The 25,245-nt window shown below is 70.2% G+C and carries 21 protein-coding genes; 6 read left to right on the top strand and 15 right to left on the bottom strand.

Annotated features, from left to right (window positions below):
- Positions 1-213 precede the first annotated feature (213 nt).
- The 3 genes from ABD331_RS47530 to ABD331_RS47525 form a co-directional block, all read right to left on the bottom strand.
- The gene (locus tag ABD331_RS47530; RefSeq protein ID WP_344491122.1) at positions 214-1,512 is read right to left on the bottom strand and encodes a 5'-nucleotidase; all 1,299 of its coding nucleotides are present in this window, start codon (positions 1,510-1,512) and stop codon (positions 214-216) included.
- Positions 1,513-2,214: 702 nt separating this feature from the next.
- Positions 2,215-2,448 (bottom strand): hypothetical protein, encoded by a 234-nt coding sequence (locus tag ABD331_RS61150; RefSeq protein ID WP_425566230.1) that lies wholly within the window; start codon positions 2,446-2,448, stop codon positions 2,215-2,217.
- Between the two features lie 262 nt (positions 2,449-2,710).
- Positions 2,711-6,679: a hypothetical protein gene (locus ABD331_RS47525; RefSeq protein WP_344491119.1), complete on the bottom strand. Its 3,969-nt coding sequence runs from the start codon at positions 6,677-6,679 to the stop codon at positions 2,711-2,713.
- A 223-nt stretch (positions 6,680-6,902) separates the two neighbouring features.
- Here ABD331_RS47525 and ABD331_RS47520 point away from each other — a divergent pair, with 223 nt between their 5' ends.
- Positions 6,903-9,422, top strand: coding sequence for an FG-GAP-like repeat-containing protein (locus ABD331_RS47520; protein WP_344491116.1), 2,520 nt, complete (start codon positions 6,903-6,905; stop codon positions 9,420-9,422).
- Positions 9,423-9,552: 130 nt separating this feature from the next.
- On the opposite strand, the gene ABD331_RS47515 is transcribed toward ABD331_RS47520, so the two are convergent.
- A complete protein-coding gene (locus tag ABD331_RS47515; RefSeq protein WP_344491113.1) occupies positions 9,553-9,936 on the bottom strand; it encodes a VOC family protein in 384 nt (127 codons plus the stop codon).
- Positions 9,937-10,315: 379 nt separating this feature from the next.
- Between ABD331_RS47515 and ABD331_RS47510 the strand changes: the two genes are divergently transcribed.
- Positions 10,316-10,915 (top strand): TetR/AcrR family transcriptional regulator, encoded by a 600-nt coding sequence (locus tag ABD331_RS47510; protein ID WP_344491110.1) that lies wholly within the window; start codon positions 10,316-10,318, stop codon positions 10,913-10,915.
- Positions 10,915-11,478, top strand: coding sequence for a carboxymuconolactone decarboxylase family protein (locus tag ABD331_RS47505; RefSeq protein WP_344491107.1), 564 nt, complete (start codon positions 10,915-10,917; stop codon positions 11,476-11,478). The genes ABD331_RS47510 and ABD331_RS47505 overlap by 1 nt, the downstream gene beginning before the upstream one ends.
- Positions 11,479-11,491: 13 nt before the next feature.
- On the opposite strand, the gene ABD331_RS47500 is transcribed toward ABD331_RS47505, so the two are convergent.
- From ABD331_RS47500 to ABD331_RS47475, 6 genes are all read right to left on the bottom strand, one after another.
- The gene (locus tag ABD331_RS47500) at positions 11,492-12,091 is read right to left on the bottom strand and encodes a DNA-3-methyladenine glycosylase I (RefSeq protein WP_344491104.1); all 600 of its coding nucleotides are present in this window, start codon (positions 12,089-12,091) and stop codon (positions 11,492-11,494) included.
- Positions 12,088-12,384: a YciI family protein gene (locus ABD331_RS47495; RefSeq protein ID WP_344491102.1), complete on the bottom strand. Its 297-nt coding sequence runs from the start codon at positions 12,382-12,384 to the stop codon at positions 12,088-12,090. The genes ABD331_RS47500 and ABD331_RS47495 overlap by 4 nt, the downstream gene beginning before the upstream one ends.
- Entirely contained in the window at positions 12,381-12,947 is a 567-nt protein-coding gene (locus tag ABD331_RS47490) for a TetR/AcrR family transcriptional regulator (protein ID WP_344491099.1), read from the bottom strand. Before ABD331_RS47490 ends, ABD331_RS47495 begins: the two co-directional genes overlap by 4 nt.
- 70 nt (positions 12,948-13,017) lie before the next feature.
- Positions 13,018-14,262 (bottom strand): RNA polymerase sigma factor, encoded by a 1,245-nt coding sequence (locus ABD331_RS47485; protein WP_344491096.1) that lies wholly within the window; start codon positions 14,260-14,262, stop codon positions 13,018-13,020.
- Between the two features lie 12 nt (positions 14,263-14,274).
- Complete coding sequence (locus ABD331_RS47480) at positions 14,275-14,613, bottom strand: YciI family protein (RefSeq protein ID WP_344491093.1); 339 nt, start codon at positions 14,611-14,613, stop codon at positions 14,275-14,277.
- A 22-nt stretch (positions 14,614-14,635) separates the two neighbouring features.
- Positions 14,636-15,034, bottom strand: coding sequence for a VOC family protein (locus tag ABD331_RS47475; RefSeq protein ID WP_344491090.1), 399 nt, complete (start codon positions 15,032-15,034; stop codon positions 14,636-14,638).
- A 471-nt stretch (positions 15,035-15,505) separates the two neighbouring features.
- On the opposite strand from ABD331_RS47475, the gene ABD331_RS47470 reads away from it, so the two are divergent.
- From ABD331_RS47470 to ABD331_RS47460, 3 genes are all read left to right on the top strand, one after another.
- Positions 15,506-15,934, top strand: coding sequence for an HIT family protein (locus ABD331_RS47470; protein ID WP_344491087.1), 429 nt, complete (start codon positions 15,506-15,508; stop codon positions 15,932-15,934).
- Positions 15,935-16,015: 81 nt separating this feature from the next.
- Positions 16,016-17,275, top strand: coding sequence for a serine/threonine-protein kinase (locus ABD331_RS47465; RefSeq protein WP_344491084.1), 1,260 nt, complete (start codon positions 16,016-16,018; stop codon positions 17,273-17,275).
- 526 nt (positions 17,276-17,801) lie between these two features.
- Entirely contained in the window at positions 17,802-18,863 is a 1,062-nt protein-coding gene (locus ABD331_RS47460) for a methyltransferase (protein ID WP_344491081.1), read from the top strand.
- Here ABD331_RS47460 and ABD331_RS47455 read toward each other — a convergent pair.
- The 5 genes from ABD331_RS47455 to ABD331_RS47435 form a co-directional block, all read right to left on the bottom strand.
- Complete coding sequence (locus ABD331_RS47455; RefSeq protein WP_344491078.1) at positions 18,802-19,098, bottom strand: SCO4225 family membrane protein; 297 nt, start codon at positions 19,096-19,098, stop codon at positions 18,802-18,804. The two genes, ABD331_RS47460 and ABD331_RS47455, sit on opposite strands and share 62 nt — an antisense overlap.
- 3 nt (positions 19,099-19,101) lie before the next feature.
- Entirely contained in the window at positions 19,102-21,246 is a 2,145-nt protein-coding gene (helR, locus tag ABD331_RS47450) for an RNA polymerase recycling motor ATPase HelR (RefSeq protein ID WP_344491075.1), read from the bottom strand.
- A 93-nt stretch (positions 21,247-21,339) separates the two neighbouring features.
- On the bottom strand, positions 21,340-22,275 hold the full coding sequence (locus tag ABD331_RS47445; protein ID WP_344491072.1) for a WxL protein peptidoglycan domain-containing protein: 936 nt from the start codon (positions 22,273-22,275) through the stop codon (positions 21,340-21,342).
- 73 nt (positions 22,276-22,348) lie between these two features.
- Positions 22,349-23,818, bottom strand: a complete 1,470-nt coding sequence (locus ABD331_RS47440) for a purple acid phosphatase family protein (RefSeq protein ID WP_344491069.1) — start codon at positions 23,816-23,818, stop codon at positions 22,349-22,351.
- A 159-nt stretch (positions 23,819-23,977) separates the two neighbouring features.
- Entirely contained in the window at positions 23,978-25,177 is a 1,200-nt protein-coding gene (locus ABD331_RS47435; RefSeq protein WP_344491066.1) for a HupE/UreJ family protein, read from the bottom strand.
- Between the last annotated feature and the right edge of the window lie 68 nt (positions 25,178-25,245).

Genomic DNA, 25,245 nt, shown 5'->3' with positions numbered 1-25,245 from the left:
GAACGCCGCGCCGTCCTGCAGGCCTGGCTGCAGCTGTACAACCGTCACTGCGGACACCACCGCGGGCAGCCAGCCGCCCGCCGGCCGCGTCCCCAACTTCACGGGACAGAAGAACCAGGTTCTGCTCGGAGGCCAGTGAGGCGACGGGGTCACGAGCAGTGCACCCGCCGTCTCACTGGACTGAACGCCCTCCGCCCGGAAGCGGCACGCTCGCTAAGGAGCCCAACTCCGGACCGTGACGCGGTCTCCCTCGGGAGCGCTGACCGGCGAGTGGTCGCCGAAGTACGACGCCAGCGCCCCCCGGTCATCGGGCCCGTTGTGGGCCACGCTGTTGTTGGGCCACTTCCACTGTGGGAATCCCTCCCAGCCGCCGGCCAGGATGTAGTTCGCGGCGACCTTGATGACCTGCGTGTCGACCACCGGCGCGCCGTTCAGCGTGATCTCCGTGACCTTGCCGTCCGTCAGCGTGTAGCGCAGCCCGGCGGACGGCGTCAGCACGCCCTTCTCCTTGGTGGCGTGCCCCAGCAGCCACTTGAGCTGGGAGCCGTTCATGGACCAGGTGTCGACGTGGAGCCCGGCCGGCTGCGTGAGATACAGCTGCTCGTACGTGACGGGGCCCTTCTTGATCTCGGCCTTCGGCGCGCGGACCGCGTACTTGCTGACCAGCGCGATCTGCGCGCCGGACACGGGCTGGACCGATTCCAGCATGGCGTCGGCCACCAGTTCGGCGATGGGGCCGCTGCCCCCGGCGTCGCGCTTGATGTCGTCGGCGGCGACGCCGATCTGCGTGCTGCCCTTCGGGCCTGCGCACTCGAAGTAGTAGATGATGTTCGTCTTGAGCTTGCTCGCCTGGTTGAACTCGATTTGCACCGAGTACGTGGTCGACTCCTGGTCCCAGCTCAGCGTCTCCAGCACGGCGTTGTGGACGGGGCCGTGGTCGGCCGGGACGTTGAGCGTCTTCCAGTCCTTGGCGCCGACGAGGCGGTACTGGATCGACTGCGCGCCCGCGGGGATCCCTTCCAGGCGGCCATGGAGCTTGAAGGTCAGCGGGCACTTCGACGTGGTGGTGCGCTCGAAGGCGATACGGGCCTTCTGTACCAGGTTCGGAAGCGGGGTCTCGGTCCCGGTCGGAGTCGGCGACGGGCTCGAGGCCGGGCTCGAGGTCGGGCTTGGGCTCGAGGTGGGCGTCGGCGTGGAGTCGGCGTCGACGTAGTCGAGGGAGGTGTTCACGCTGTCCCAGACGTCGCCGCTGTTCTCGTCGCCGCTGTCGCAGGTGACGGTGAACGAGGCCTTCTTGGACGTCTTCTGCGCCGGGCCGGCCACTCGGACGGCACCCCAGCCCTTGGCATCACCACTGACCTTGAGTGACGTGGACAGCCGGATGGTCTTGACGCCCTTGCCGCCGATCCGGTACGTCCTGATCTTGCTCTTGTCGCCGTCGCTGAAGGTCCACTGGTACTTCAGCGCGACCGGCGCCTTCACCTTCACCGTGGTGGACAGCGTCACGGTCACCGGGCAGGCGCCCGTATGTGTTTTCGGCGACGCGTAAGCGGCGCCGAAAACTATCGATTTCGGGGCGGCCTGTGCACCCGAGGTGAACGCACCGGAAGCCAAGGCCACAACGGCCACCAGCGCACCGATCCGGTGCCCGGCCTTAGTCAACAGTCTCACAGGATTCCTCTCAATGATCTTGGCTGAAGAATCCTGGCAGAGCTTTATCACCGCAAAATAACAATGGGGTGCACCGTGAATGGGAAATGGGCGCTTCCGTAATGGGCCCCGGGGCGGCGTGTCACGGGTGTCGGAGAACTCGCTTCGGCAGTCCCGTCCCCTCCGTCTGAACCCGATACGACGCCCCGGCATCACGAAGTCGCGCACCCGCATGGCGCCCTCGTCAGGGATGAATGAGGCCCCGGACTCCAGAGGGGTGATCGTCAGGGCCTTGTCGCGGCAACGTACGCATGTCGCGCGCGTATGCCGATGGGATGCCGCGTCCGTGGGAAGGGCCGTCTAGCACGGGCCGAGCCCTCACGACCTGACGGAAGCGTCGTAGCCGCTGGAAAGAATGGCTTCGGCGCCGTCGCGGCGCCGGCCGACGGCCACCGTCCACACTGAATCGGTGGGACCACGCAGAACGCGGAGCAGCCTGCCGGTGTCCTGATTCCACACGCGTATGGTCTTGTCCCGCTCGACGACACGATCACGCGTGTCCCGTCACAACTGCGTCCAAGCGCTACCGACATGACGAGATCCTTTTGACCACAGTGGCTTTCCGATCAGCCTGCCGGAGTCGAGATCCCATACACGTACGGTCCCGTCGCTGCTTCCCGACACGACCACTCGCGTTCCATCGCTCTGCCTTCCGATGCGAACGGCAAGCACCTCGGCAGTATGGCCTCGCAAGCGCGACCTATCGTAGAGGCCCTTCAGGGCCTTTTTGCGTTTCATGGGTCATGTAGCCGTGAGCCGCCCCGCGTGGCCATTCGTCGCAGGTCGCGCATACACGCCAAGGTCTGCCAGCGCCGGTCAACGTCGGCCGCGGCGGAGCCGATGCCGGACCACCACAGCCGTCCGAGACCGCGCAGGTGCACAGTTCGGGCCCGACCCCGCGAACGGGATCGGGCGCCAGCACGGTCGTCTCGTACTCACCCGTTCCGTGCGACTCAAGACAGCGGATCCCGGCGATGTGCTCGCCAGGAATCAACGCTTCTCACGCAAGCCGAACCGACAATCCAGCCGACCAGCTCCCCGCGCGGAATTTACTGCAGTCCGCTGCCGAGAGCACTCTCTGCACCCATTCTGTCGCCGAGGTCATCACAAGCGCGACCACCCGGGTGACGTTCGAATTGGCGAAAAGGGCGTCGCATTCCGTGGTCGCCCACACGCCATCCGTCTTGACGCTTGTCCCGAGCACCACCCTGACCTCGCCGGAGGCTGCACTGGCATAGGCATAGGACACCTGCTTCCATGCCCTTTTCACGAGACTGTTGTCGTCGTCCCATGGCACCGGCTTGATTCCGCGGTTCTTCATGAGGATCTCGAGCGTGGTGCCGCCCAGTTGCTTCGCGACGTCATCACCGAGCTGTTCGGGCCCCATGTACAGATACTCGCCAGGATCTGATCCGCTGGCAGGCCTCAGCTCGGTGCGGCCGGACCAGAAGAAGGCGGTGTTCCTGGGGGATGAGAAGTTGCTGCTGGTCCAGCGCCAGACATCCGGGAGGAGCTTGACCTGCTTGACCCAGTTCAGTCCCGCTTTGACCTGCGAGACGGCACTCGAGCCCAGCCTGGCGGCCTTGTAGGCGTTCTTCAGCGCGCGGAAGCCGGCGCCGAGCAGCTTGCCGATCCCTGCGGCCACCAGCGATTCGAGAGCGATCGTGCTGAGGTTGAGCACCGTCTTGGCCAGCGATTGGTCGCCGTTGATGAGGCGGTGAACTTCGAGGCCGACCTGGCCGATGGTGAGCACGGCGCCGGCCGCTTCGAGGCAGGCGCCATGCCAGGTGGCGAGACAGCCGGCGCCGATGGTCATCGCATACCAGGCGAAACTAGGGGCCAGTTGTCCCACGACCGTCTGGTAGACGAAGACGAGTTTCTGCATTCCTTCGAATGAAGGGTCCAACGTGGAGCTGATGCAGTTTCCGTAGAGCTGGCTGTCTCGCGGGTACAGGTCGCAGAAGCCGGAGTTGATGTACGCCCGCGTGGCTATGTCCGCCACGTCTCCGTTGATGTTCTCGACGCAGATGGCAGCCCAGTCGGTATTGTGCAGAAACGGGTCCCACTCGGCGGCGTCTTCGTCGGTGTAATCGTTGACGCATTTGGCGAGTTCCGTGCCGTAGGCATATTCGTAGGCTTCGAGAGCGCCGTTGGCCGCCGTGATGGCAGCCCGGGCGTCGTCGTCTGCTCGCATGGCCGCCTCGTAGGCGGCGCGGGCCGCCTGGTTGGCCCTGTTGGCGGCGTCGACGGCGACCCGGTGGGAGGAGAGCGCCCAGGTGGCCGACCGGATGGCGCTGCGAGCTGAGGCTGTGGCCCGGGTGGCCGCCTCGCGGGCGGTCTTGACCGCGGTCGCGGCCTTCTCCACCGAGGCGGCGGCTTGGTCGGCGTAGCCGTGAGCCTCGCGGGCGTAGTCGGAGGCCCGTTGCGCCGAGGCGATTGCCTCCTTGGCGTAGAAGGCGGCGTTCGTGGCCTCGTTGCGGGCACTGGCGGCGACGCTCTGCGCTTTCAGCGCGTCTTCCACGGCCGTCTCGGCGACCTGGCTGATCGATTTGAGCAGACCGGCGACCACATCGAGGTGGATCGCGCTTTCGTGATCCCGCTCGGCTGCGGTGAACCGCCCGGTGCTGAGGAACTTCCGCAGACCCGGAGGGGGTCCGTCCAAGGCGATCTGCGCGGCGGCCTTCACCTCCGGCCCGCTGTCCGGGCTGGCCAGGATCTGGTTGACCAGCACCCGCTCACCGATGAGCGCCGCGGTGTACTGGCCCGTGTCGAGGAAGTCCCGCAGCGCCTGGAGCGTGTCGGTGTCGAGGGCTTGCTGGGCCCGCTGCGCCAGGACGACGTCGCCGGCCGTCCGGGCAGCGGCGAGGATCTGGTTGACCTTCGTCCGGTCCGCGCTGTAGCGGCCGGGATAGCTCTGGGTGCGCAGGAAGGTCGCGACCGTCTGGTCGCTGCCGGCCAGCGCGGTCTTGGCCGCTGTCTCCAGGGCGGTGTTGTCGGTCACCGCCAGGTTCATCACCGCGAGGCGGTTGTCCTGTGCAGTGGCGCCGGCGAGGCCGGTGCGGACGAACTCCAGCGCGAGTTCGTCGGCGCCGCCCAGCGCGGCCAGTGCCGCCTGCTTGGTCCAGGCGCCTTGGCCGCCGGCCAGGTTGAGCGCGACCTTGCGGGCCGCCGTGACCGCGGTGGCACGCTCGGCGGCCGGGTTCAGCGCCACGGCGATGAGGCTGTTGGTCTCGGTGTCGCGTTTGGCGGCTTGGTCGGCGTCCCAGTCGGCGACGCGTTGCTGCGCCTCGTACTCGGCGTTCGCGGCCCGGGCGGTTTCCAGCCCCTGATCGCGGGCCACCGCCAAGCGCTCGGCATCAGCCACGCGCGCCGCCTCGAACACCGTGGCTGCCTGGCTCGCGACGTTCACTGCTTCTTGCGCGGCATCGGTGGCGGCGTCGGCGTGGGCAGTGGCCCGTTCCGCCGCCTTCGCGGCGTCGCCGGCATGCTCCGCGGCTTCAAGGGCCGCGATGGCTGCGGCCTCAGCGTTGGCTGCCGCCCGGTTGGCGGCGTTTCGCGCGTTGTACGCGGCGGTGATGGCGGTCCGGAGATAGTTCTCGGCCGCCCGCGCCGCCCGGACGGCCCGGTCGGCGTTGGCCCGCGCCCGCGCCGCTGCGGCGACCGCCTCCTGGGCTTCCGCGCCGGCCGCGTTGGCGTACCGGACGGCGTCGTCATTGGCGGCCGCTGCCGCCATGGCGTGCTGGGCCGCGGACTGGGCGGATTCGATGGCTTTCTGGCCGTTCTCCAGTGCCTTGGCCGCCGCTTCCACGTGGCCGGCGAAGTCGCGCGCCTCCTGGGCGACCGCGTTGGCTGCCTGCGCCGCCTGCCGTGCGATGTCCGCCTTGTCGGCGTCCACGGACGCCTCGGCTGCCGCCCGATAAGCCACGGCGGCTTTCTGGTTGGCCTTCGACGCCATCTGCGCCGCTCGTGCCGCCGCGGTGGCAGCGGCTCGCGCCGCCCGGTTCGCCGCCGCCGCGGCCTCGACGGCCACCTGCGCCGCCTCGGCCGCCTTCTGCGCAGCCGTCGCCGCCCGCTTGGCCTGCGCCTTCGCCTCGGCCATGTTGTCACGCGCGGCCTCGGTCGCCTTGGCGGCCTCCGCCGCCGACCGGCGCGCCGCGGCTGCGGCGTCCTTGGCGCGGTCGGCCTCACTGGTGGCGCCGGCGGTCTCCTGCGCGGCCAGCTCACCGGCCGCCCGCGCCTGGCCGAGCAGCTCTTCCAGCGTCGCGGTCTCATCGTCGCGCGCCGACGCCACCGCCCAGCCGTAGGCGAGGAACGCCTCCAGCGCCTCCGGCGTACCGGCGTCCAGTGCCTTCTGGCCCGCGGCGCGGACTTGCGGGCCACCGGTGGCGATGGCCTGGTTGACGCGCAGCCGCTGGTCGGTGTTCCACTGCGTCTGCCAGCCCGACTCCAGGAACTCCCGCAGCGCCTGAGTGTCCCCTGAGTCCAGTACGGCCTGCGCCGCCTGCTTGACCTGGTCGCCACCGGCGCTCATCAGCTGGTTCACCGACACCCGCACGTCGATGTCCGACGGGCCCTGCCACCCGCTCTCCAGGAACGTGGCGATGGCGTTCTGATCGCCTGCCGCGTCGGCGTCCAGGGCGGCCTGAGCCTTCGCGCGTAAGGCGGGACCGCCGCTGCTGATGACGCTCGCGACGTTGTCGCGCTGGTCGAGACGCTGGGCCTGGCGCCATCCTTCGGTCAGGAACGCGCTGACCTGCTCGTCCGAGCCCAGCAGCGCCGCCTCAGCCGCTAATCGGACCTGCGGGCCGCCCTCCTGCCAGGCCGTCACCACATGGGAGCGATCGGCGGCGACCGCCTGCTCGGCATGTGCCGGCGGCACCCCCAGGAGACCGGCCAGCAGCGTCAGGGCCGCGAGCGCCGCGATCACCACCTGGCGGCGCGTCGCACCTGGGCGTGTTCGTCCCTTCATGACCGGTGTCCATGCACGCACGTTCAGCCTCCGTCACCGTTCGAGCACCTCGGGGAGCGCTGAAGATCGCCATCCATTCAGCACGGGCGGAGTGTCACACGACGCTCAAATACCGGGCAATCCCAAAAATAGGCGGATATACCGCCTGCATACCGCGTCTCTCTAGCCTCGCTTCGTACCCGCGGATCGCACGGGCCTAGGGAGTCACCGGAGGTTTGTGATCATGATTTCCGCACCACGCTGGATGACGCTCGGCGTCGTCGCGGCGCTGGCAGCGTCCTTATCCGTAGCCGCCGGGACGACGCCGGCCGGCGCGTCCGCGATCTCGCCGCCGTCGCTGGTGGACGACGGCGTCCACCCCTACCCCGGCGCGGCGGAGATCCTGGCGGCTCAGAACGTCAGGCTGATCTCCGGCGACGGCCACATCCTGCTGGCCGACTGCGCCACGCCGGCGCAGGGCGACATCGGACTGCTGAAGATCTGGACGACGGACGAGGCCATCGGCGCTGACGGGATCGGCCGGGTCTGCTTCAAGGTCACCGCGTCCGGCGGCGTACTGAACCTCGAAGTCCCCGGCGTGTTCGAGATCCGCGGCGACGGCCAGCGTGAAGGCACCGGTCACCAGGTGACCGCCAAGCTGCGCGACGACGACGGCGAGCAGCACACCGTCGACGTGGACCCGGACGGCAGCACGCAGGTGGGCCTCGGCGCGGACCCGGAGGCGTCCCCGACCATGCTGCTGCAGCTACGCGCCGGCAGCGGCCTCGCGCCGGGCACCGGCGAGCACGCGGCGGTCGGCAAGCTCGGCACCGCCGGCCGCGAGTGCACCGCGACGCTCGTCGCGCCACGCTGGGCGCTGAGCGCCGCGAGCTGCCTGGCCACCGATCCGAGTCAGCCCCTGCTGGACGAGGGCGCGCCGTCCGCCGCGACCCATGTCGCGTTCCCCGGCAAGTCCGCCGTCAAGGTCGACTGGCTCAGCCCGCGTCCCGGCCGCGACGTCGTCCTCGCCCGGCTGGCCGCCCCGATCGACGGGATCACCCCGCTGACGCCGGCCGCCACCGCTCCCACCGGGGTCGAGCTGGTCGCCGTCGGCCACAGCCGCACCGCCGTGACGGACACCGACTGGACCACCGACCGGCAGCAGAGCGCACGGATCACCTTCACCGCCGCCACCGCCACGACGCTGACCGCCGAAGCCGGCCCGCTGGTGTGCAGCGGGATGGCCGGCGCGCCCGTGCTCAACGGCGGCAAGCTGGCCGCCGTGCTCAGCCAGGCAGGCCAGGCCGGCTGCCCCGGCACCACCGGGAACGGCGGCGCCGTCACCGCCGCCCGCGCCGACGACCTCGCGATCTGGGTCAGTGCCATCACCAGCAGCACCGCGGACCACACCTGGACCCTGGCCGACGCCGCCCTGGGAGCAGCTGTCGGCACCACTGCCGACAGCGCCTTCACCGGGGCAGGCCTCCCGCTGACCGCCACCGCCGGCGCGACCTGGAAGACTGGCGACACCCGCAGCCCGGCCGTCGAGCTCAACGGCACCACCGCGGCCCTCTCCGCCGGCGGCCCCGCCGTCGTCACCGACGCCGACTTCAGCCTCAGTGCCTGGGCCAAACCCGCCGCCGCCGGCGGCACTGTCCTGTCGCAGGACGGCGTCAACACCGCCGGGTTCAAACTCTGGGCCGAGAACGGAGCCTGGCGCTTCGCCATGAGCCGGTCCGACGTGGCCGCCCCCGTCTGGGACACCGCCGTCGCACCCGCGGGCAGCGCTCCGGCGGGCGCCTGGTCGCAGGTCGGCGTGACGTACAAGGCCGCCACCGGCGTCGCGATCCTCTGGGTCAACGGGCGCAACGTCGCCAGCGTCCGCCACACAGTGAAGTGGAAGGCCGCAGGCGCGCTGCGCGCGGGCGCCCACAAGACCGGCGCCGCCGGCCTCGGCGGCCACTTCAAGGGTGTCCTGTCCACTCTCCAGACCTGGAACCGGCTGTCGGTCACGCCCACGCCGAACGATCACGACTTCGACGGGGACGGGCGTAACGACGTCGTCATCACCGACGCGGCCGGGGACCTGTGGATGTATCCGAGCCAGGGCGGCACGGGACTGTCCACCGTGAGCGGCGCCAATCGGGTGAAGATCGGCAGTGGGTGGGGGGCGCTGAAATGGATCGTCACCGACTGGGATGCCGATGGGCTGGCCGATGTCGTGATGAAGGACTCTGAGGGCGATCTGTGGATGTATCCCAACCGGAACGGACAACTCGTTTCTGGGGGGAGGAAGCAGATCGGTACCGGGTGGGGCAACTATGTGCACGCCGCCGGGAACGCCAACAGCACGCCGGCCGCTGACCTGTTCGGCGTCAACAACGGCAACGGCGCGCTGTACTACTACCCCGATGGGGGTGGCAAGACGGTGATCGGCAACAGTGGGTGGACCGGTTTCCGCGTCTTTCCCGCCGACTTCAGCGGTGACGACCGCGCGGATGTCATGGCGATCGATACGTCTGGTGAGCTCTGGTTCTACGCCAACACGAGCCAGAACGGGGTTGCTCTTGCCGCTCGTACGCAGTCCGGTACCGGCTGGAGCAGTTACAAGGTCGCGGCCATGGATCTGAGTGGTGACGGCAGGACCGACCTGGTCGCGCTCGACGGTAGTGGCAATCTGTGGGTCTATCCCGGCAACGGCAGTGGTCGTCTCGGCAGCCGGTTCCAGATCGGGGCTGGGTGGACGGTCAACGCCATCGGCTGATCAGGTGATGGCGTCTGGTCGGCCCGGGATGGCGTGCCATGCGCGGGCCGACCCTGACGACACCGGCTCAGGCCGGGGCGGGGGCGGAGCGGGGCGAGCGCTTCGGCCACGTGGCCGGACCAGCGGGTGATCACCGCTTAAGCTGCTGGCGGAGCGAGATCCGGTTGCCGTCCGGGTCCACCGCCTCGATGCGGACGCCGAACGGATAGTCCACGGGCTCGGGCTCTTCGAAGGTGACGCCGCGCCGGCGCATGCTCTCGAAGTCCTTGCGCAGGTCGTCGGATTCGAGGATCAGCGGGCCGGGCGCGCCTTCCTTGCCCGGCTGTCCGGCGGCCGGCGCATGTGACCACAGAAGGATCTGCACCGGGGTGCCGGGAACGCCCACGGTGAGGAAGCGTCCATCAGGGCCGGAGTAGTCGGCTCGCTTCTCCAGGCCCAGCCCCTCGGTGTAGAACTCCAGCGCGCGGTCCTGGTCGGTGACGTAGACCGTGGCGTACATGATGTTGTGCAGCATTCTGTCCCTCAGTTCACTCGTTTTCGGTGTTGTCCCTATGACGAGTGCCGGTGGGAGGAGGTAACAAAACCGGGGCGGTGTTGCTCACGGTGCGGTTGGGCCGGAGAGGAGGCCCACACCGCCAGCAGATCCAGTTCGATCATTTTCGGACGGCTGTGGAGAATCCGGCGGGGTCTGCTTCGTGGACGGTGTGCCCGGTGGGAAGCTCCACGAGTGGCGAGCCAGTCGTCCCAGGTTTCCCGTTCAGCTGCGTCACGGCAGTCATCCTGGCAGTGATGGCGGGAACGGCACGGGAGATCGTACGAGCCGGAATGTGGTTGCGCTGGAGCGTCGCCACCTCCTATCTTGGAATAGTCGTTCCAGGATAGGAGGTGGCGGGATGCCCGACGTCAAACACTTCGACCCCGATGTGACGCTGGACCAGGTGGTGAACCTGTTCTGGCAGCGAGGGGCCGACACCACCGGCATAGCCGACATCGTCCAGACAACAGGGCTGAGCCGCTCCAGCCTGTACGCCACGTACGGCGGCAAGGCCCAGCTGCACGCCGCCGCACTGGACCGCTACCTGCAGCGACAGTCGCGCCCGGTCTTCGAGGCGCTGGCCGCCGACGACCGGGGCGTGCCGGCCATCGCCGCGTTCTTCGAGCGGCTGGTGGCGGCGCGGTGTTCGGGCGAACACGCCCGCTGGGGATGCCTGGTCACCAACACCCACGCCACGGCAGGCGGCGGGTCGCCGGAGATCCGGGAGATTCTGGACCGTCACCATGATGCGCTGCGGGCGGCGATGCGTGCCGCGCTGGAGGTGGCGCGGGCGAAGGGGCAGATCAGGGCCGGTCTGGAGCTGGGGGCTGCCGCCGAGGCGCTGACGTTGCAGGCTTATGCGGTGAATCTTCGCTCGCGGGCCGGGGCCGAGGCGGGCGTCCTTATGGAAGGTGTTCGCGCTGTTCTTGATGGTTTTGTCGCTACTGAGGAGAAGTGATGAGCGGTTTCCGTACTTATGACGAGAGCGACGCGCCCGAGGCGGCGCGGCCGATGCTGGAGGCGGCGAAGCAGCGGATGGGGTTCGTGACCACGCTGAACGGGGTGATGGCCGAGTCGCCGGAGCTGCTGGCCGGCTACAACGCGCTGGCCGAGCAGTTCGGCAGGTCGTCGTTGCGGGCGGCGGCCAAGCAGGTGGTGCTGATCACGGCCAGCGTGGCCAACGGTTGCGAGTACTGCGTGGCCGCGCACTCCACCCTGGCATTGCGCGCCCGGGTGCCGGCCGAGGTGGTCGAGGCTCTGCGGGCGGACCGGCCGCTGGACGACGAGGCGCTGGAGGCGGTGCGCCGCCTGACCCGCGCGATGGTGGTGCGGCGCGGGTGGGTGGACGAGGCCGAGGTCGAGGCGTTCCTGGCCGCCGGGCACACCCGCCGTCAGGTGCTGGACGTCGTGCTCGGCGTCGGCATGAAGACGCTGTCGAACTACACCAACCACCTCGCTTGTACGCCGCTGGACCCGGCCTGGGCCGGGCAGGAGTGGATGCGGGAACCGGCGGCGGGCTGATCCGCGCCCATGGTCAGGGGCGGACGAACGCTTCGCGGGCCGCGTGCGCCCCGGCCCGGATGACGCACTCCTTGACGTGGTCGTTGATCAGGCCCATCGCCTGGAGGAACGCGTACACGGTGGTCGGGCCGACGAACTTCCAGCCCCGCTTGCGCAGGTCCTTCGACAGCGCGACCGAGGCAGGGGACGTCGAAACGGTCTGCGGCGAGGGCAGCTCGCCGGCGTCGGGCTCGTAGCGCCAGACGTACGCCGCCAGGCTGCCCTCCCGCTCGATCAGCTCCTCGGCGCGGCGGGCGTTGTTGACGACGGCCTCGATCTTGCCCCGGTGGCGGACGATTCCTGCGTCCTTCAGGAGACGTTCGACGTCGTTGTCGCCGAAGCGGGCGACAGCGGAGAAGCCCGCGAAGGCGGCGCGGAAGTTCTCCTGTTTGGCCAGGATGGTGCGCCAGCTCAGGCCTGACTGGAAGCCTTCCAGGCTGAGCTTATCGAACAGGCGCCTGTCGTCGGCGACGGGGAACCCCCACTCGGCGTCGTGGTAGGCGAGGAACTCGGGGGCGCCGCCGCTCCACGGGCAGCGCGGCCGGCCGTCCGGGCCGGGGAACGGAGCCGTCACAGCAGGAAGGCCAGGCGCTCGTCCGCCATGCCGGGCGCGACCTCGATGATCTCCGCGCGGACGACGTTCCCGGCCACGAAGGGGTCGTCGTTCACGCGCTTCTCCAGCTCCGCGAGCGAGACGCCGTGCGCCAGCACCGCGCCGCCGGGACCGGGCTTGATGCTGCCGACCAGCAGGAACACGCCGTCGTCCAGGCCGCGTCTGATCCACTCCTGGTGTCCGCTCAGGTGGGCGCCGGCGGCGTCCTTGTTCTCGGCGAGGCGAAGCAGGACCACGAACATCTGATCTCTCATTTCACGTAGGCGCTCAGCCAGCCGCGCATCCGGTCGACTTCGCGCCGGACGAACTCCTCGTCGCGGAAGGCCTGGGACAGCACGGCGACGCCCTGGCTGAAGGCGAGCACGTGCATGGCCAGGTCGTCGGCCTGCTCGGCGGGCACCAGCAGGGCGAACTGCTCGCGCAGCCAGTCGCGGAACAGCGTGAACAACTGCTGCGCCTGGTCGCGCATGGCGTGGTCGAGCTTGGCGAGCTCGGTGTTCAGGGTGCCCACCGGGCAGCCGTACTGCTGGATGTCGGCGCCGTTGGTCAGCACGATCTCGACGAACCGCAGGATGCGGCCCTCGGGGGTGGCCTGCTCGGTCTCCCACTGCTCCAGCGTCCGGCGGGTGTTCGCGAGGCGGGCTTCGATCACCGCGTCCAGGATCGCGTCCTTGGACTTGAAGTGGTAGTAGAAGTTGCCGCGCGACAGGCCGACCGTCCCGGCGATGTCGGCGAACGAGGTGTGCTCGTAGCCGCGCTGGTAGAACAGGCGGTCGGCGGCTTCGACGATCTGCTCACGAGTTGCTGCGCCACGCACCGGGCTCTCCTCTAGGACGCTTGACCTAGGGGACTCTAGGTCAAGCGTCCTAATGGCGTCAAGGGTGCGGTCAGTCCCAGCCCAGCCGCTGTTCCAGCAACGCCTGCTGAGCCGGGTTGGCGGTCAGCTCCAGCGCCCGCTCGTCAGCCCGCCGCGCCTCCTCGTCGCGGCGGAGGTCGCGCAGCAACTCGGCGCGGGTGGCGTGGAAGAGCGGATACCGCTCCAGCGCGTCCCCAAGATCCGTCAGCTCGGCCAGGGCCGCCTCAGGGCCTTGGACGTGCCGCAGGGCGACGGCCCGGTGCAGCCGCGTGACGGGAGAGGGCGCCAGGTGCAGCAGCATGTCGTACAGCACCAGGATCTGCGCCCAGTCGGTCTCCGCGAACGTCCCCGCCTCGGCATGGCAGGCCACGATCGCCGCCTGCACCTGGTACGGACCCGGCCGCCGGTGGGCGCGGGCGGCCCGCGTGAGCAGCGCCGTGGCCTCGGCGATGGCCTGCCGATCCCACAGGCCGCGGTCCTGGTCGGGCAGCAGCACCAGCCGGCCGTCCCGATCGAAGCGGGCCGCGCCACGGGCTCGATGCAGCCGGATCAACGCCAGCAGCCCGGCCGCCTCCGGCTCCCTGGGCACCAGGTTCGCCAGCAGCGCGGCCAGCCATTCGGCGTCGTCGACCAGGTCGCGCGCCTGCGCCCGCTCGGCCGTACTGGACAGGTAGCCCTCGTTGAACAGCAGGTAGATGACCGCCAGCACCTCGTTCACGCGCCGGGGCAGCTCCTCCTCGGCCGGCATGCGGTACGGGATCCCGGCCTCGCCGATCTTCCGCTTGGCGCGCGTGATCCGCTGCGCCACCGTGGCCTCGGGCATCAGGAACGCGGCGGCGATCTGCGCGGTGGACAGCCCGCACACCACCCGCAGCGTGAGCGCGATCTGCGCCGCCCGCGACAGCGCCGGGTGGCAGCAGGTGAAGATCAACCGCAGCCGGTCGTCGGACGCGGCGGGCGCCTGCCAGGTGAGCTGGGCGAGCTTGCTCCGGTACGTCGACTCGCGGCGCAGCACGTCCAGCCCGCGCCGCCGGGCCACGGTGAACAGCCACGCGTCCGGCCGCTCCGGGACGCCCTCCGACGGCCAGCGCCGCAACGCGATCTCCACGGCGTCCTGCACCAGGTCCTCGGCGGCGGAGAAGTCGCCCAGCAACGACACCAGGGACGCGGCCAGGCGGCCCGCGTGCTCGCGTACCACGCGGGCCAGCACCTCCTGGCTCACGTCGTGCTCACGTTCCACGCGGGCCAGCACCTCCCGGCTCACGTGAGCGCTCACGAACGTCAGCGCTCACGAGACGGGACGGATCTCCACGACGGGGCAGGCCGGCCACGAGCGGGCCATCTTCAGCACCTCGTCCAGGTCGGCCACCTCGACCTCGGCGAACCCGCTCACCACCTCCTTCCCCTCCACGAACGGCCCGTCGGTCACCACCGGCTCCCCCTCGCCCAGCCGCATCGTGGTGGCGGTGTGCACCGGCGCCAGGTGCGTGTGGTGGGTGATCTTGTCGGCGTGGTCGGCGAACCACCGCATCACCGCCGCGTAGGCCGCCTGCTGCTCCAGCTCGCCCATCGCCTCCAGCTTCCGGGCGAACTCCTCGGTCTCGACGAACATCAGCACGTACTTCATGGCGGAAAATCCCTTCTGCTGGTCAGCGGGCCGGGAGCGAGGCGTACAGGTCGATGCCGTTCCCGTCCGGGTCGGCCACCGTCGCGTACCGCATGCCCCAGAACGCGTCGAACGGCTCGGCGATCCCTCGGTATCCGGCTTGCGTGAGTTCGGCGTGCTTGGCGTCCACTTCGGCGGGGGTCTCGAACTCGAAGCACAGCAGCGTACGCGGCCCGCCGGTCGGCGCGGTCCAGCCGGGGAGGAACGGGGTGCGGAAGGCTTCGGTGTCCAGCATGACGTGCAGGCCGTTCGGGAGGTCGCAGGCGGCGTGGTCGGGGGAGTGGTCGTCGAGCTTGAAGTCCAGGCCGAGGTGGGCGTAGAAGGCGATCGAGGCGTTCAGGTCGGACACCACGATGTCGATGGTGTTCAGGGTGGGATTCATGACGGGCTCCTTCGAATTCCGATCGTTGTCCCTCACCACACAGACGATCCGCCGAGCCCTCGATACGACATGGCCGGCACACCATCAGTACGGGCCGAGCCCCCACGACCTGACGGAAGCGTCGTAGCCGCTGGAAAGAAATGATGTCGGCGCCGTCACGACGCCGGCCGATGGCCACCGTCCACACCGGATCGGTATGACCGCGCAGAATGCGCAGCAGCCGGCGCGGAAAATGGGTGTTCTGTCTTTTCTGCTTCCCACGGCCAAGGTGCCAGCCTGGGCCCGTACCTGAATCGGCGCCCCTAATCGCTCACCCGTGTTGGGGCGAAGTCGTGGGAACGGCCGATGGATACAGGAGAATGGCAAGTAATGCCGGTCAGGAAGTCATCCACATGGGAGCCTCAATTCCCGTCGTCGGGTGAGGAGCACGATAGCGATCCGAGGCGCGGGGAATGCGGGAAGATCGGGAACATGCCGATCTCGATGCCGTCCATGGACCGATGCCCTTTCTGCGACTACCTCGCCGGACTGCACCCCGTCACCATCCTGGAGCGCGGGGAGCAGGTCGCCATCCTGGTGACCCGCTGGCAGCGAGGACAGGGGCACGTGCTGGTGATTCCGGTCGCGCACCGTCCGACGGTCATGGACGTGGCCCCGGCCGAGGAGCGGCAGCTGATGAGCGCTGTGCGGCGGGCGGCCCAGGCCATCATGGCCGCGTACGACCCCGGCGGCATCGCCGTCTGGCAGAACAACGGGGTGGCCGCGCACCAGAACGTTCCCCATGCGCACTTCCATGTGGCGGGCACCCTGCCCGGTGGCGGCACGCGGTCGGGTGAGGTGCCGTCCGTCGGCCTCGACGAGACCGATGCGATCGCCGAGCGCCTCAGCCCGCACCTCTGAGCGTTGTGATGTCGGATCACGATCTGACATAGGGTCCCGCCGCCCGGTATGGACCGTTGATGATCGGGTAAGCCGCGCGTTATGTCTCATTCGCGTGGTGAGGGCTGGTTACTGGCAGGTCGGTACCGGCTGCTGGCCGAGCTCGGGCAGGGCGGCATGGGGAAGGTCTGGCGGGGCCACGACGAGCTGCTCGATCGTCCGGTGGCCGTCAAGGAGGTCGCGCTCGACCAGCGCCCGCAGTCCGAACGCGAGACGCTGCTGAGCCGGACCATGACCGAGGCCAGGCTGGCTGGCAGGTTGAGCCACCCGAACATCACCACGGTGTACGACGTGGTCGAAGCCGACGGGCGGCCGTGGATCGTGCTGCAGCTCATCTCGGCGCCCACCCTGGCCGACGTCCTCGACCGCGAAGGCCCGTTGCCGCCCGTCACGGTGGCCCGGATCGGGCTCCAGATCCTGGACGCGCTGAAGACCGCGCACGCCGCCGGCGTCGTGCACCGCGACGTCAAACCGGCCAACATCCTGCTGGACGATGGCCGGCGCCACGCGGTGCTGACCGACTTCGGGCTGGCCACCAGCCTGGAACGGCCCTCGGACGTCACCGACGCGGGCATCGTGGTCGGCACCCCGGCCTACATCGCACCCGAGCGCGCCCGGGGCGGCCCGCCGAGCCCGCAGACGGACCTGTGGTCGCTGGGGGTGACGCTCTACACGGCGGTCGAGGGGCGGCCTCCGTTCGAGGAGGGTTCGGTCCTGGCCACCATCAGCGCCGTTCTCACCACCGACCCGGCGCCCTCCAAGCGGGCCGGGGCTCTGGCACCGCTCATCGCGGGCCTGCTGAGCAAGGATCCCGCCGATCGTCCCGGCGTCGATGAGGCACGCCGGCGGTTGCGGCGCGTCGTGGACGCCGTCCCCGACGCGGTACCGCAGACCGGCACCTTCGCGCCTCCTCCTGGTGTGATGCCTGCTTGCGCGCCGGGGGCCGCGAGGTCGGTGGCCACGAGGTGGTTCCGCCGTGAGCGTGTCCGGCATGTCACGCTCGTCGGCGTGCTGGTCGCCGGTGCCGTGGTTGCCTGGGCCTGGCCTCATGACGTTCCTGATCGTGTCGCCGAAGCGCCTGCCACGGGAGCGCCGGCCCCGCCGCCCGATGAGGAGCGGACGAGGCCGGCCGGTGTGCTGGAGGCTCGGCCCGTCGTGGTGCGACGTCGCGGCGGGGAGGCAGCGCCGCGGGTGGCGGGGACCTCCGCGGTCTCGCTGCCGCCTGGTCAGGCCAAGAAGACCGGGCATGCCCCGCCGGGGCTCACTGTCTCTCATCCCGGGAAGGGGAAAGGCCGTAAGTAACGCGTCGTTGCCACCACGCCCAGGTGGCATCGGGGGATGTGGGTGCCGATGGTGAAGTTCGCCGGAAGTAGTACAGGTCGGTGGGTCGGATCAGGGCGTACAGGTGTGGCCTGGCCCACGGCGCCAAGCCGGCGAGAGCCCGCTGCAGCCGTCGGCGGGGCGCATCACCGCTGCACTCATCGCACTCACACCGGCGCAGCAGACGCTCGGCGGTCCCGGGCAGCGCTGCCTCCTGCCAGGCGATCAAGGCGGAAGCCACCGCGCCCGGCCACATGCTGGTGTGTTCGAGCCTGATCACGGCTGTCATCGGCCGGCGGCCGAGCCCCGGCACCTGATGGATCACGGCTCTGTGGGTGCCGCACGCCGGCCCGCGCGTACGGACCTCGGAAGGGCGCCTACGCGGCATGGCCCTTTCTGATCGAAGACATGGGGACGATGGTGACAGCAAGGGGTCAGATTTGTCCAAGACCCCGCGGAGAGGGTGCGTGGTAGCTTCCGGCCAGACGAGCCAGGAAGGGCCGAAGCCATGACCCACGAAGAGCAGAGCCGGGCCTCCGCATGGGTCAAGGCCTGGAAGGTGCTGGAGCCGGTGACGGACCTGGTCACGCCCATGGCGGTACGGGTGGCGGCCACGTTGCGGCTGACCGATCTGATGGCCGGTGACGTGGTGGCCGTGGAGGAGCTGGCCCGGCGGGCTGGGGCGGATGCGGATGCGCTGGGGCGGTTGCTGAGGTTGCTGGCCTGCCGCGGGGTGTACGTCGAGGAGGAGCCGGGAAGGTTCGCCGTCAACGAGCCCGCCGCGTTACTGGCGTCGGACCATCCCTCGCAGATGCGGAGGCGGCTGGACCTGGACGGGTTCGGCGGGCAGATGGATCTGGCGTTCACCGGGCTGCTGCACACCGTGCGCACCGGGGAACCGGCGTGGGAGACGGTGTTCGGGGCGCCGTACTGGGATCATCTGGCCGCGAACCCGGCGCTGAGCGCGTCGTTCGACGAGATGATGGCCACGGGCGCGGATTATGTCGCCGACCTGGTCGAGGGGTACGACTGGTCGCGGGTGCGGCACGTGGTGGACGTCGGCGGCGGCAGCGGCGTCTTCGTCGCCGAGGTGCTGCGGGCCCATCCCGAAGTCAGGGCCACGCTGGTGGAGCTGCCCGGGACGGTGGAGCGGGGGCGGCGGTATCTGGCCGGGCTGGGGCTGGAGGGGCGGTGCGCGTTCGCCGGGCAGAGCTTCTTCGAGCCGCTGCCCGCCGGAGGCGACGTGTACGTGCTCAAACGGGTCGTGCACGACTGGGGCGATGAAGAGGCGCTGAAGATCCTGCGCCGATGTGGTGAGGCGGCCGGGCCGGGCGGGCGGGTGGTCGTGATCGAGACGGACGATGATCCGGCGATGCTGGCCGAGATGAGTCTGCGGATGCTGGTGCTGAGCGGCGGGCGCGAGCGGAGCGCGGCCGGCTACCGGGCGCTGGTGGAGGAGGCGGGGCTGGAGGTGGTCGGTGTTCGCCGTACCCCGCTCGGGCACGTGATCATCGAGGCCGGCGCAGGAAGCGCCACAGCACGTACGCCTGCAGCAGCCCCGCCCCCGTGAGCAGCCCGACGAGCAGCACGGGATCGTCGAGCGGGGGCGGGACCACGTCCCACCCCCACCAGATGAGCGGCCCGAGGGGGAAGGTGACCACCATGAGGGCGACGCCGGACAGCAGGATCGGGTCCTGCACGGTGAGCAGGGTGATCGCTGAGACGGCGCCGAGGAGCAGCACGAGGGCTGCGTACGCGATGGCGAGGGTCGCCGCGACCCGCCGCCCGTTCCGGTCGTTCGTCATGAGTTAAGTGAGGATAACGAGTCGCTGGGTTGCGCGCGTCATCGCGACGTACCGGTCGACGGCGCCTTCGATGCCCTCGCCGAAGGACGCCGGATCAACGAGGACGACCAGGTCGAACTCGAGGCCCTTCGACAACGACGGCGTCAGTGACCGCACGCGGGGCGTCTCCTCGAACGCCGGATCGCCGATGACGCAGGCGGTGCCGTCGGCGTGGGCGGCGAGCCAGGTGCCGAGGATCGAGGTCAGGTCCGAGGTGGAGCCGTGGGTGACGGGGACGCCGGTGGCGCGGATGGAGGTCGGGACGTTGGCGTCCGGGAGGGCGGCCCTGATGACGGGCTCGGCCTCCGCCATGATCTCCTCGGGGGTGCGGTAGTTGACGGTGAGCGAGGCGAGGGTGACCTGGTCGAGGCCGATCCGCTTGAGCCGGTCCTCCCACGACTCGGTGAAGCCGTGCCTGGCCTGCGCCCGGTCCCCGACGATGGTGAAGCTCCTGGACGGGCAGCGTTGCAGCAGCATCTGCCATTCCGCGTCGGTGAGCTCCTGCGCCTCGTCCACGACGACGTGCGCGAACGGGCCGGCGAGCCGGTCGGGGTCGGCGGCGGGCAGGGCGTTCTCGTCCACCAGGCTGTTGCGCAGGTCCTCGCCGCGCAGCATGGTGACCAGGCCCTCGCCGTCGTCGTCGGCTTCGAGGAGGTTGTCGACGACGTGTGACATGCGTTCGCGTTCGGCGGCGATGGAGGCCTCCTGGCGGCGCCTGCGCCGGGACGTCTCCGGGTCGCCGAGCCGCTGGCGGGCGGCGTCCAGGAGGGGCAGGTCGGAGACGGTCCAGGCGGCGGGGTCCGCGCGCTGGAGGCGCCGGATGTCGTCCGGGGCGAGCCAGGGGGCGCACATGCGCAGGTAGGCGGGCACGGACCAGAGGTCCCCGACGAGGTCGGCGGCCTCGATGATCGGCCACGCGCGGTTGAACGTGGTCAGCAGCTCCCTGTTGCGCAGGAGGGACTTGCGGAGCAGGTCGGGGGAGATGTCCTCGTCGTCGTGCTTGTCGGTGAGGATCGTGATCAGTTCCGCCCAGATCTGGTCGCGCGCCTCGTTGTGCGGGGTGCCGGGGTCGGGCGCGGCGAACGCCTCGGCCCAGTCCTCGGCGCTCAGCCAGATGTCGGCGAAGTGGGTGGTGACGGTCATGCCCTTGGCGGGCGGGTTCTCGTAGAACTTGACGGCCGGTTCGATCGCCTTCACCAGGTCCGCGGAGGCCTTCAGCCGTGCCACCTCAGGGTCGGTCTCGACCGTGGCCGCGGCCCCTTCGGTGACGAGGTCGCGCAGGGTGCACGTCTGCACGCCCTCCTCGCCCAGGCTGGGCAGGACGTCGGCGACGTAGGCCAGGTACGGCTGGTGCGGGCCGACGAACAGCACGCCGCCGCGGCGGTGACCGAGGCGGGGGTCGGAGTAGAGCAGGTAGGCGGAGCGGTGCAGGGCGACGACGGTCTTGCCGGTGCCGGGGCCGCCGTCCACGACGAGGGCGCCGCGCGATCCGGCGCGGATGATGGCGTCCTGGTCGGCCTGGATGGTGGCGAGCACGTCGCGCATCCGCGGCGAGCGGCTGCTGCCCAGGCTGGCGATGAACGCGGACTGGTCGTCGAGCGCGGCGTGCCCCTCGACGCCGTCCGCGGTGAACACCTCGTCCCAGTAATCGCTGATCAGCCCGCGGGTCCAGCGGTAGCGGCGGCGGCTCGCCAGGCCCATGGGGTTGCCGTGGGTGGCGCCGAAGAACGGCTCGGCGGCGGGGGAGCGCCAGTCGAGCAGCAGGCGGCGGCCCTCGCTGTCGGTGAGGCCGAGGCGTCCGACGTAGACGGGCTCGGGGTCGTCCTCGCCGACCATGTGCCCGAGGCACAGGTCCAGCCCGAAGCGGCGCAGCGCGCGCAGCCGGGAGGTCAGGCGGTGGATCTCCAGGTCCCGGTCGAGCGCCTGGCGGCCCGCGCCGCCAGGGGCCTTCCGCTCGGCGTCGAGGCGCTCGGACAACTCGGCGATGGCCTGGTCGAGGCTCTGCGCGATGGCCGCGAAGTGCCGCTCGTCGCGGCCGATCAGGGCGGGGTCGGCCTTGGGGGCGAGGTGTTCGGGCAGGTTGAACGCGCTGGTGGGCAGCGGTGGCACGGTCGGCGGCTCCGATCTCGGTGGTACGTGGCGGTGGCCACGGCCGTTGATTCTGCGCCATGACCGGGGTCTTGCCGCAAGCCCCCCGGTGCGCTATACGTTAAGAGTGGCAAGCGGCGTACGTTCCGCTTGCCGTTTTTTGTTGCCCCATGTCCATACAGCCACGCCTATCACGGCGACGAGCGGCAGCACGGGCCACCACGGCACAGCCCAGGCGGCGGCCGTGGCCTTGACGGCGGTGAGCGGCGCGACCGAGTTCGCGGCGTCCGTGAGCAGCGGGACGAGCTCGATGGTTCCCGTCAGGCGCAGCATGGGGTGCACGCCGTGCACCGGCACGGAGACCTTCCAGGTGTCGCCCGGCAGGAGCTGGGGCGAGTCGCCGATGGGATCGGCGCGGACGCCGGAGACGGTGACCGTCTGGCGGGCGGTGAGCGCGGTGTTGCCGGTGTTGTGGATCGTGTACGTGACCGTGGCGTCGCCGCCGCCCGCGTACGTCACCTGAGGGTCCCGCACGGACAGGCCGGGTTCGAGTGCGCCGCCCACGCGCAGCCTGATCCTGATGCCGAGACGCTCGGCGCCGCCTGGGGGCGAGGTGACGATGCCGCCCAGGTACTCGCCGGGCGCGGCGTCCTGCGGGAGGGTGAGCGTGAACGGCACCTCGGTGGTCTCGCCGGGCGGGACGGTGACGTCGGCCGTGGCCAGGTGGACCCAGGCGCCCACCGCCGTCGGCCGGGAGTTCTGGGCACGCAGGTCGAGCCGGCCGTCCTGGGCGGTGAAGGCGTCGGCGGCGTACACCGACAGGTGGAGCGGGGCGGTGCCGGGGTTGGTGATCACGAGGCCGTCCGTGAGCCGGCCGCCCGGGTCGAGGGTGTAGCGGTAGTTCGGCCGGTCGGAGCCGAAGTCGTTGGCGGCGGTGCGGACCGTCCACGGTGTGTCGGCGGAGGCGGGGGTCGCCCACGGCACCGCGAGGCCGAGTGCGGCGAGCAGCGCCGAGGCGACGAGACGGCGGGCGATGGTGGCGGGCGGCATCGGATGATCCTCGTTGCGGTGGAGAAGGAGGGTGGTGGGGCGGCCGGGGCCACCCCACCGGGAGGCGGGTCCCCTACTGGAGCCAGGAGGACTCGCCCTTGTGGCCGTGATGGCCCTTGTCGTCGTACGGGCGGATGACCACCTTGTCGACCGCGGAGCCGACCGGCTGGGCGGCACTGGCGCCGCTGTCCGGGCCGCACCAGTCCTCCTGGCCCAGCTCGACGGCCGCGTTCGGGGCGGCGCAGGTGCCGCTGCGCAGGTTCTCCACGACCAGCTTGTCGTCGCGGACCTGCACCTTCACGTACGTGCGCACGTGCTCCTGGTTCTCGACCGAGTTGGCCCAGTGGCTCTTGGGGTTGAGCGGGTCGGGGCCGTAGTTCGGGTCCTTGGTCGTGTCAGGGGCGGTGAGGTTGTAGTACTTCGAGCCGGACGCGGAGTTGGCCGTCACGTAGACGACGCCGCCGGGGCCCTGGGTGACCTGCGCGGCGCCGGGCTTCTCGGCCGCGTTCGCCTTCTGCCCGTTCTTGATCAGGTAGCTGCGGGTGTAGGCGTGGTCGTGGCCCTGGAGGACGAGGTCCACGCCGAGGTTGGAGAAGGCCGCAGGGAAGTCCTTGCGGCGCTGGATGTTGTCGCTGTCGTTCGCGTGGCTGGCGGGCGAGTAGATCGAGTGGTGGTAGACGAGCACCGTGTACTTGGCGTCGTCGCCGTGCTCGTCGATGACCTTGGTGACGTAGTCGATGTGCGCGGCGTCGGCGCCGCTGGCGTAGGCGTTGCTGTTCAGGTCGATGAACAGCACGTCGTTGTACTCGTACCAGTAGTCGCCGCCCGAGCGGGTGGCCGCGTCGCCGTTGTAGTACGCCGTGGAACGGTCCGTGTTCGGCGTCCAGAAGTGCTGCTCGTACGCCTTGCCGCCGACGTCGTGGTTGCCGATGGTGGCGGCCCACGGGTACTGGCGCAGTTTGTCGGAGCCGAGGAACGCGTTCCACTGGGTCTCGTTGTTGGCGCTCTCGACCTGGTCGCCGCCGGAGACGAGCAGGGCGGCGTCCGGGTTGGCGGCGAGGGCGACGTTCAGGGTGTCGGCCCAGCCGGCGCCGTCCTTGGCCACGTCGCCCGAGGCGCCGATCTGCGGGTCGCCGAAGAACAGGAAGTCGAAGTCGCCCGTGAAGTCCTGCGTCTCGAAGGAGTACGTGGCGGACCAGGCGCCCTCGTGGCCGACCCGGTAGGAGTAGGCGGTCTTCTTCTTGAGGCCGTCGATGGTGGCGTGCGCGTTGTAGCCGCCGTTGACGGTGTTCGCGGTGAGGGTGGCCGCGAAGGTGGTGGCGTGCTTGTCGAACTGGCCGTGCTTGAGCTTGGCGGTCGGTACGACCTGGACCAGTTGCGGGGTGTCGGTCGAGGAGTACCAGGACACGGCGCGCTGCGACTCGTCGGCGCCCACGCCGAGGATGATGCCGGTGAGCGTCGTGGCGGTGTCGGCGTGGGCGGCGGTGGCCAGGCCGCTGCCGAGCACCGCGGTGATGCCCAGGACAGCGGCGGTGGCCCCCACGGCCACCCGTCGCCGGACCGGACCCAAGTCCTGTGTCCGATTTTCGAACTTCATCGGGTTCCGTCCAATTAAGGAGTGTTAAAGAGCTTTGTCACGGTTTCGGCCGTCAATGGCCTGGAAGTGAACGCCTTGTGGCTTCCGTCCGAAGATGTGATGAGTTCAAGCGCCCAGAACGCGCTGGACGAACCACACCAGCCCCATCACCGACACCCCCGCCGCGACCGCCCCTGTCGCCCACAGCCCCGCGACCGGCCGGCGGTGCCGCAACACGGCGAGCAGCGGGAAGACGGCCACGATGATCGCCAGTTGCACCGCCTCGATGCCCACGTTGAACACCACCAGCGACCACAGCAGCGTCCACGACAGGGGCTGGTCGATGCCCAGGGCCGCGGCGAAGCCGAGCCCGTGCACCAGGCCGAAGCAGAACACCACCGCCAGCCGCGTCCAGCCGGCCCGGTCCAGGCTCAGGCGGCCGGCGCGGTCGAGGTCGGTGGCGTGCGAGCGCCGCCGCCACAGCCGCCACAGGTGCCAGCCCGCCACGACCGCGATCGACAGGGCGATGACCGGCTCCACGACCGAGGCGGGCGCCTCGACGAGGCCGAGCGCGGCCAGCACGAAGGTCACCGAGTGGGCCAGCGTGAACGTGGTCGCCGCCAGCACGATCTCGCGCAGCCGGCGCGAGCCCGCGATGAGCGCCAGCAGGAACAGGAGGTGGTCCAGCCCGGTCAGCAGGTGCTCGGCCCCCAGCACGAAGAACTCCCGGAACCGCTCGGCCCACGACTGCTCCGTCGAGAACGACGGCCGCCGGGCGTCGAGCGCGGCGCTGCCCGAGGTCAGGTCGAGGTCGTAGGTGACCACCGTCTTGGTGTCGCGGACGTACTCCTCCGAGTCGGGGAACAGCGCGCTGCGCACCTCGTGGGCCCCGGACTCCGGGCAGGCGTGATCGAGGACCAGCAGCGCGTACGGGACGCCCTCGCGCTGCTCGATCTCGAAGCCGCCGTCCTGTGCGGGGGTGCACGCCCTGCCCTCGGCCGTGACGGAGAAGCGGCCGGTCACGTACGCCAGGATCGAGGCGGCGTGGGCTTCGAGCGCGGCGGCCTGCCGGGCGGGGTCGCCTGACTCGAACGCCGCCGTGCCGTCCTGGAAGAGGGGGTCGTCCTTGCGGGCGTCCGCTGCGGAGACGACGAGCAGGTCGTACTCCAGCCCGAGCGCGGAACGGACGTGCCCGGCGCCAGGCGAGGTGAGGTCGGCGTACACCGTCGAGGTGAACCCGTGGGCGAGAGCGGGGGCGGCGCTGAGCAGGACGGCCACGGCTACGGCGGCGACGGCACAGAGACGACGCCGGGCGGCGTGGAACATGTGACTCCTCTACGGTTGCCCACGCAATCTGCTCGGCCCGGATGAACGAATGCCGACTCGCTCGCGAA

Origin of the sequence: Nonomuraea monospora (genome assembly GCF_039531895.1) — a bacterium.
Classification (GTDB): Bacteria; Actinomycetota; Actinomycetes; order Streptosporangiales; family Streptosporangiaceae; genus Nonomuraea; species Nonomuraea monospora.
The sequence above is the reverse complement of the archived record's forward strand: the minus strand, read 5'-3'. Positions and strand labels throughout refer to the sequence as shown.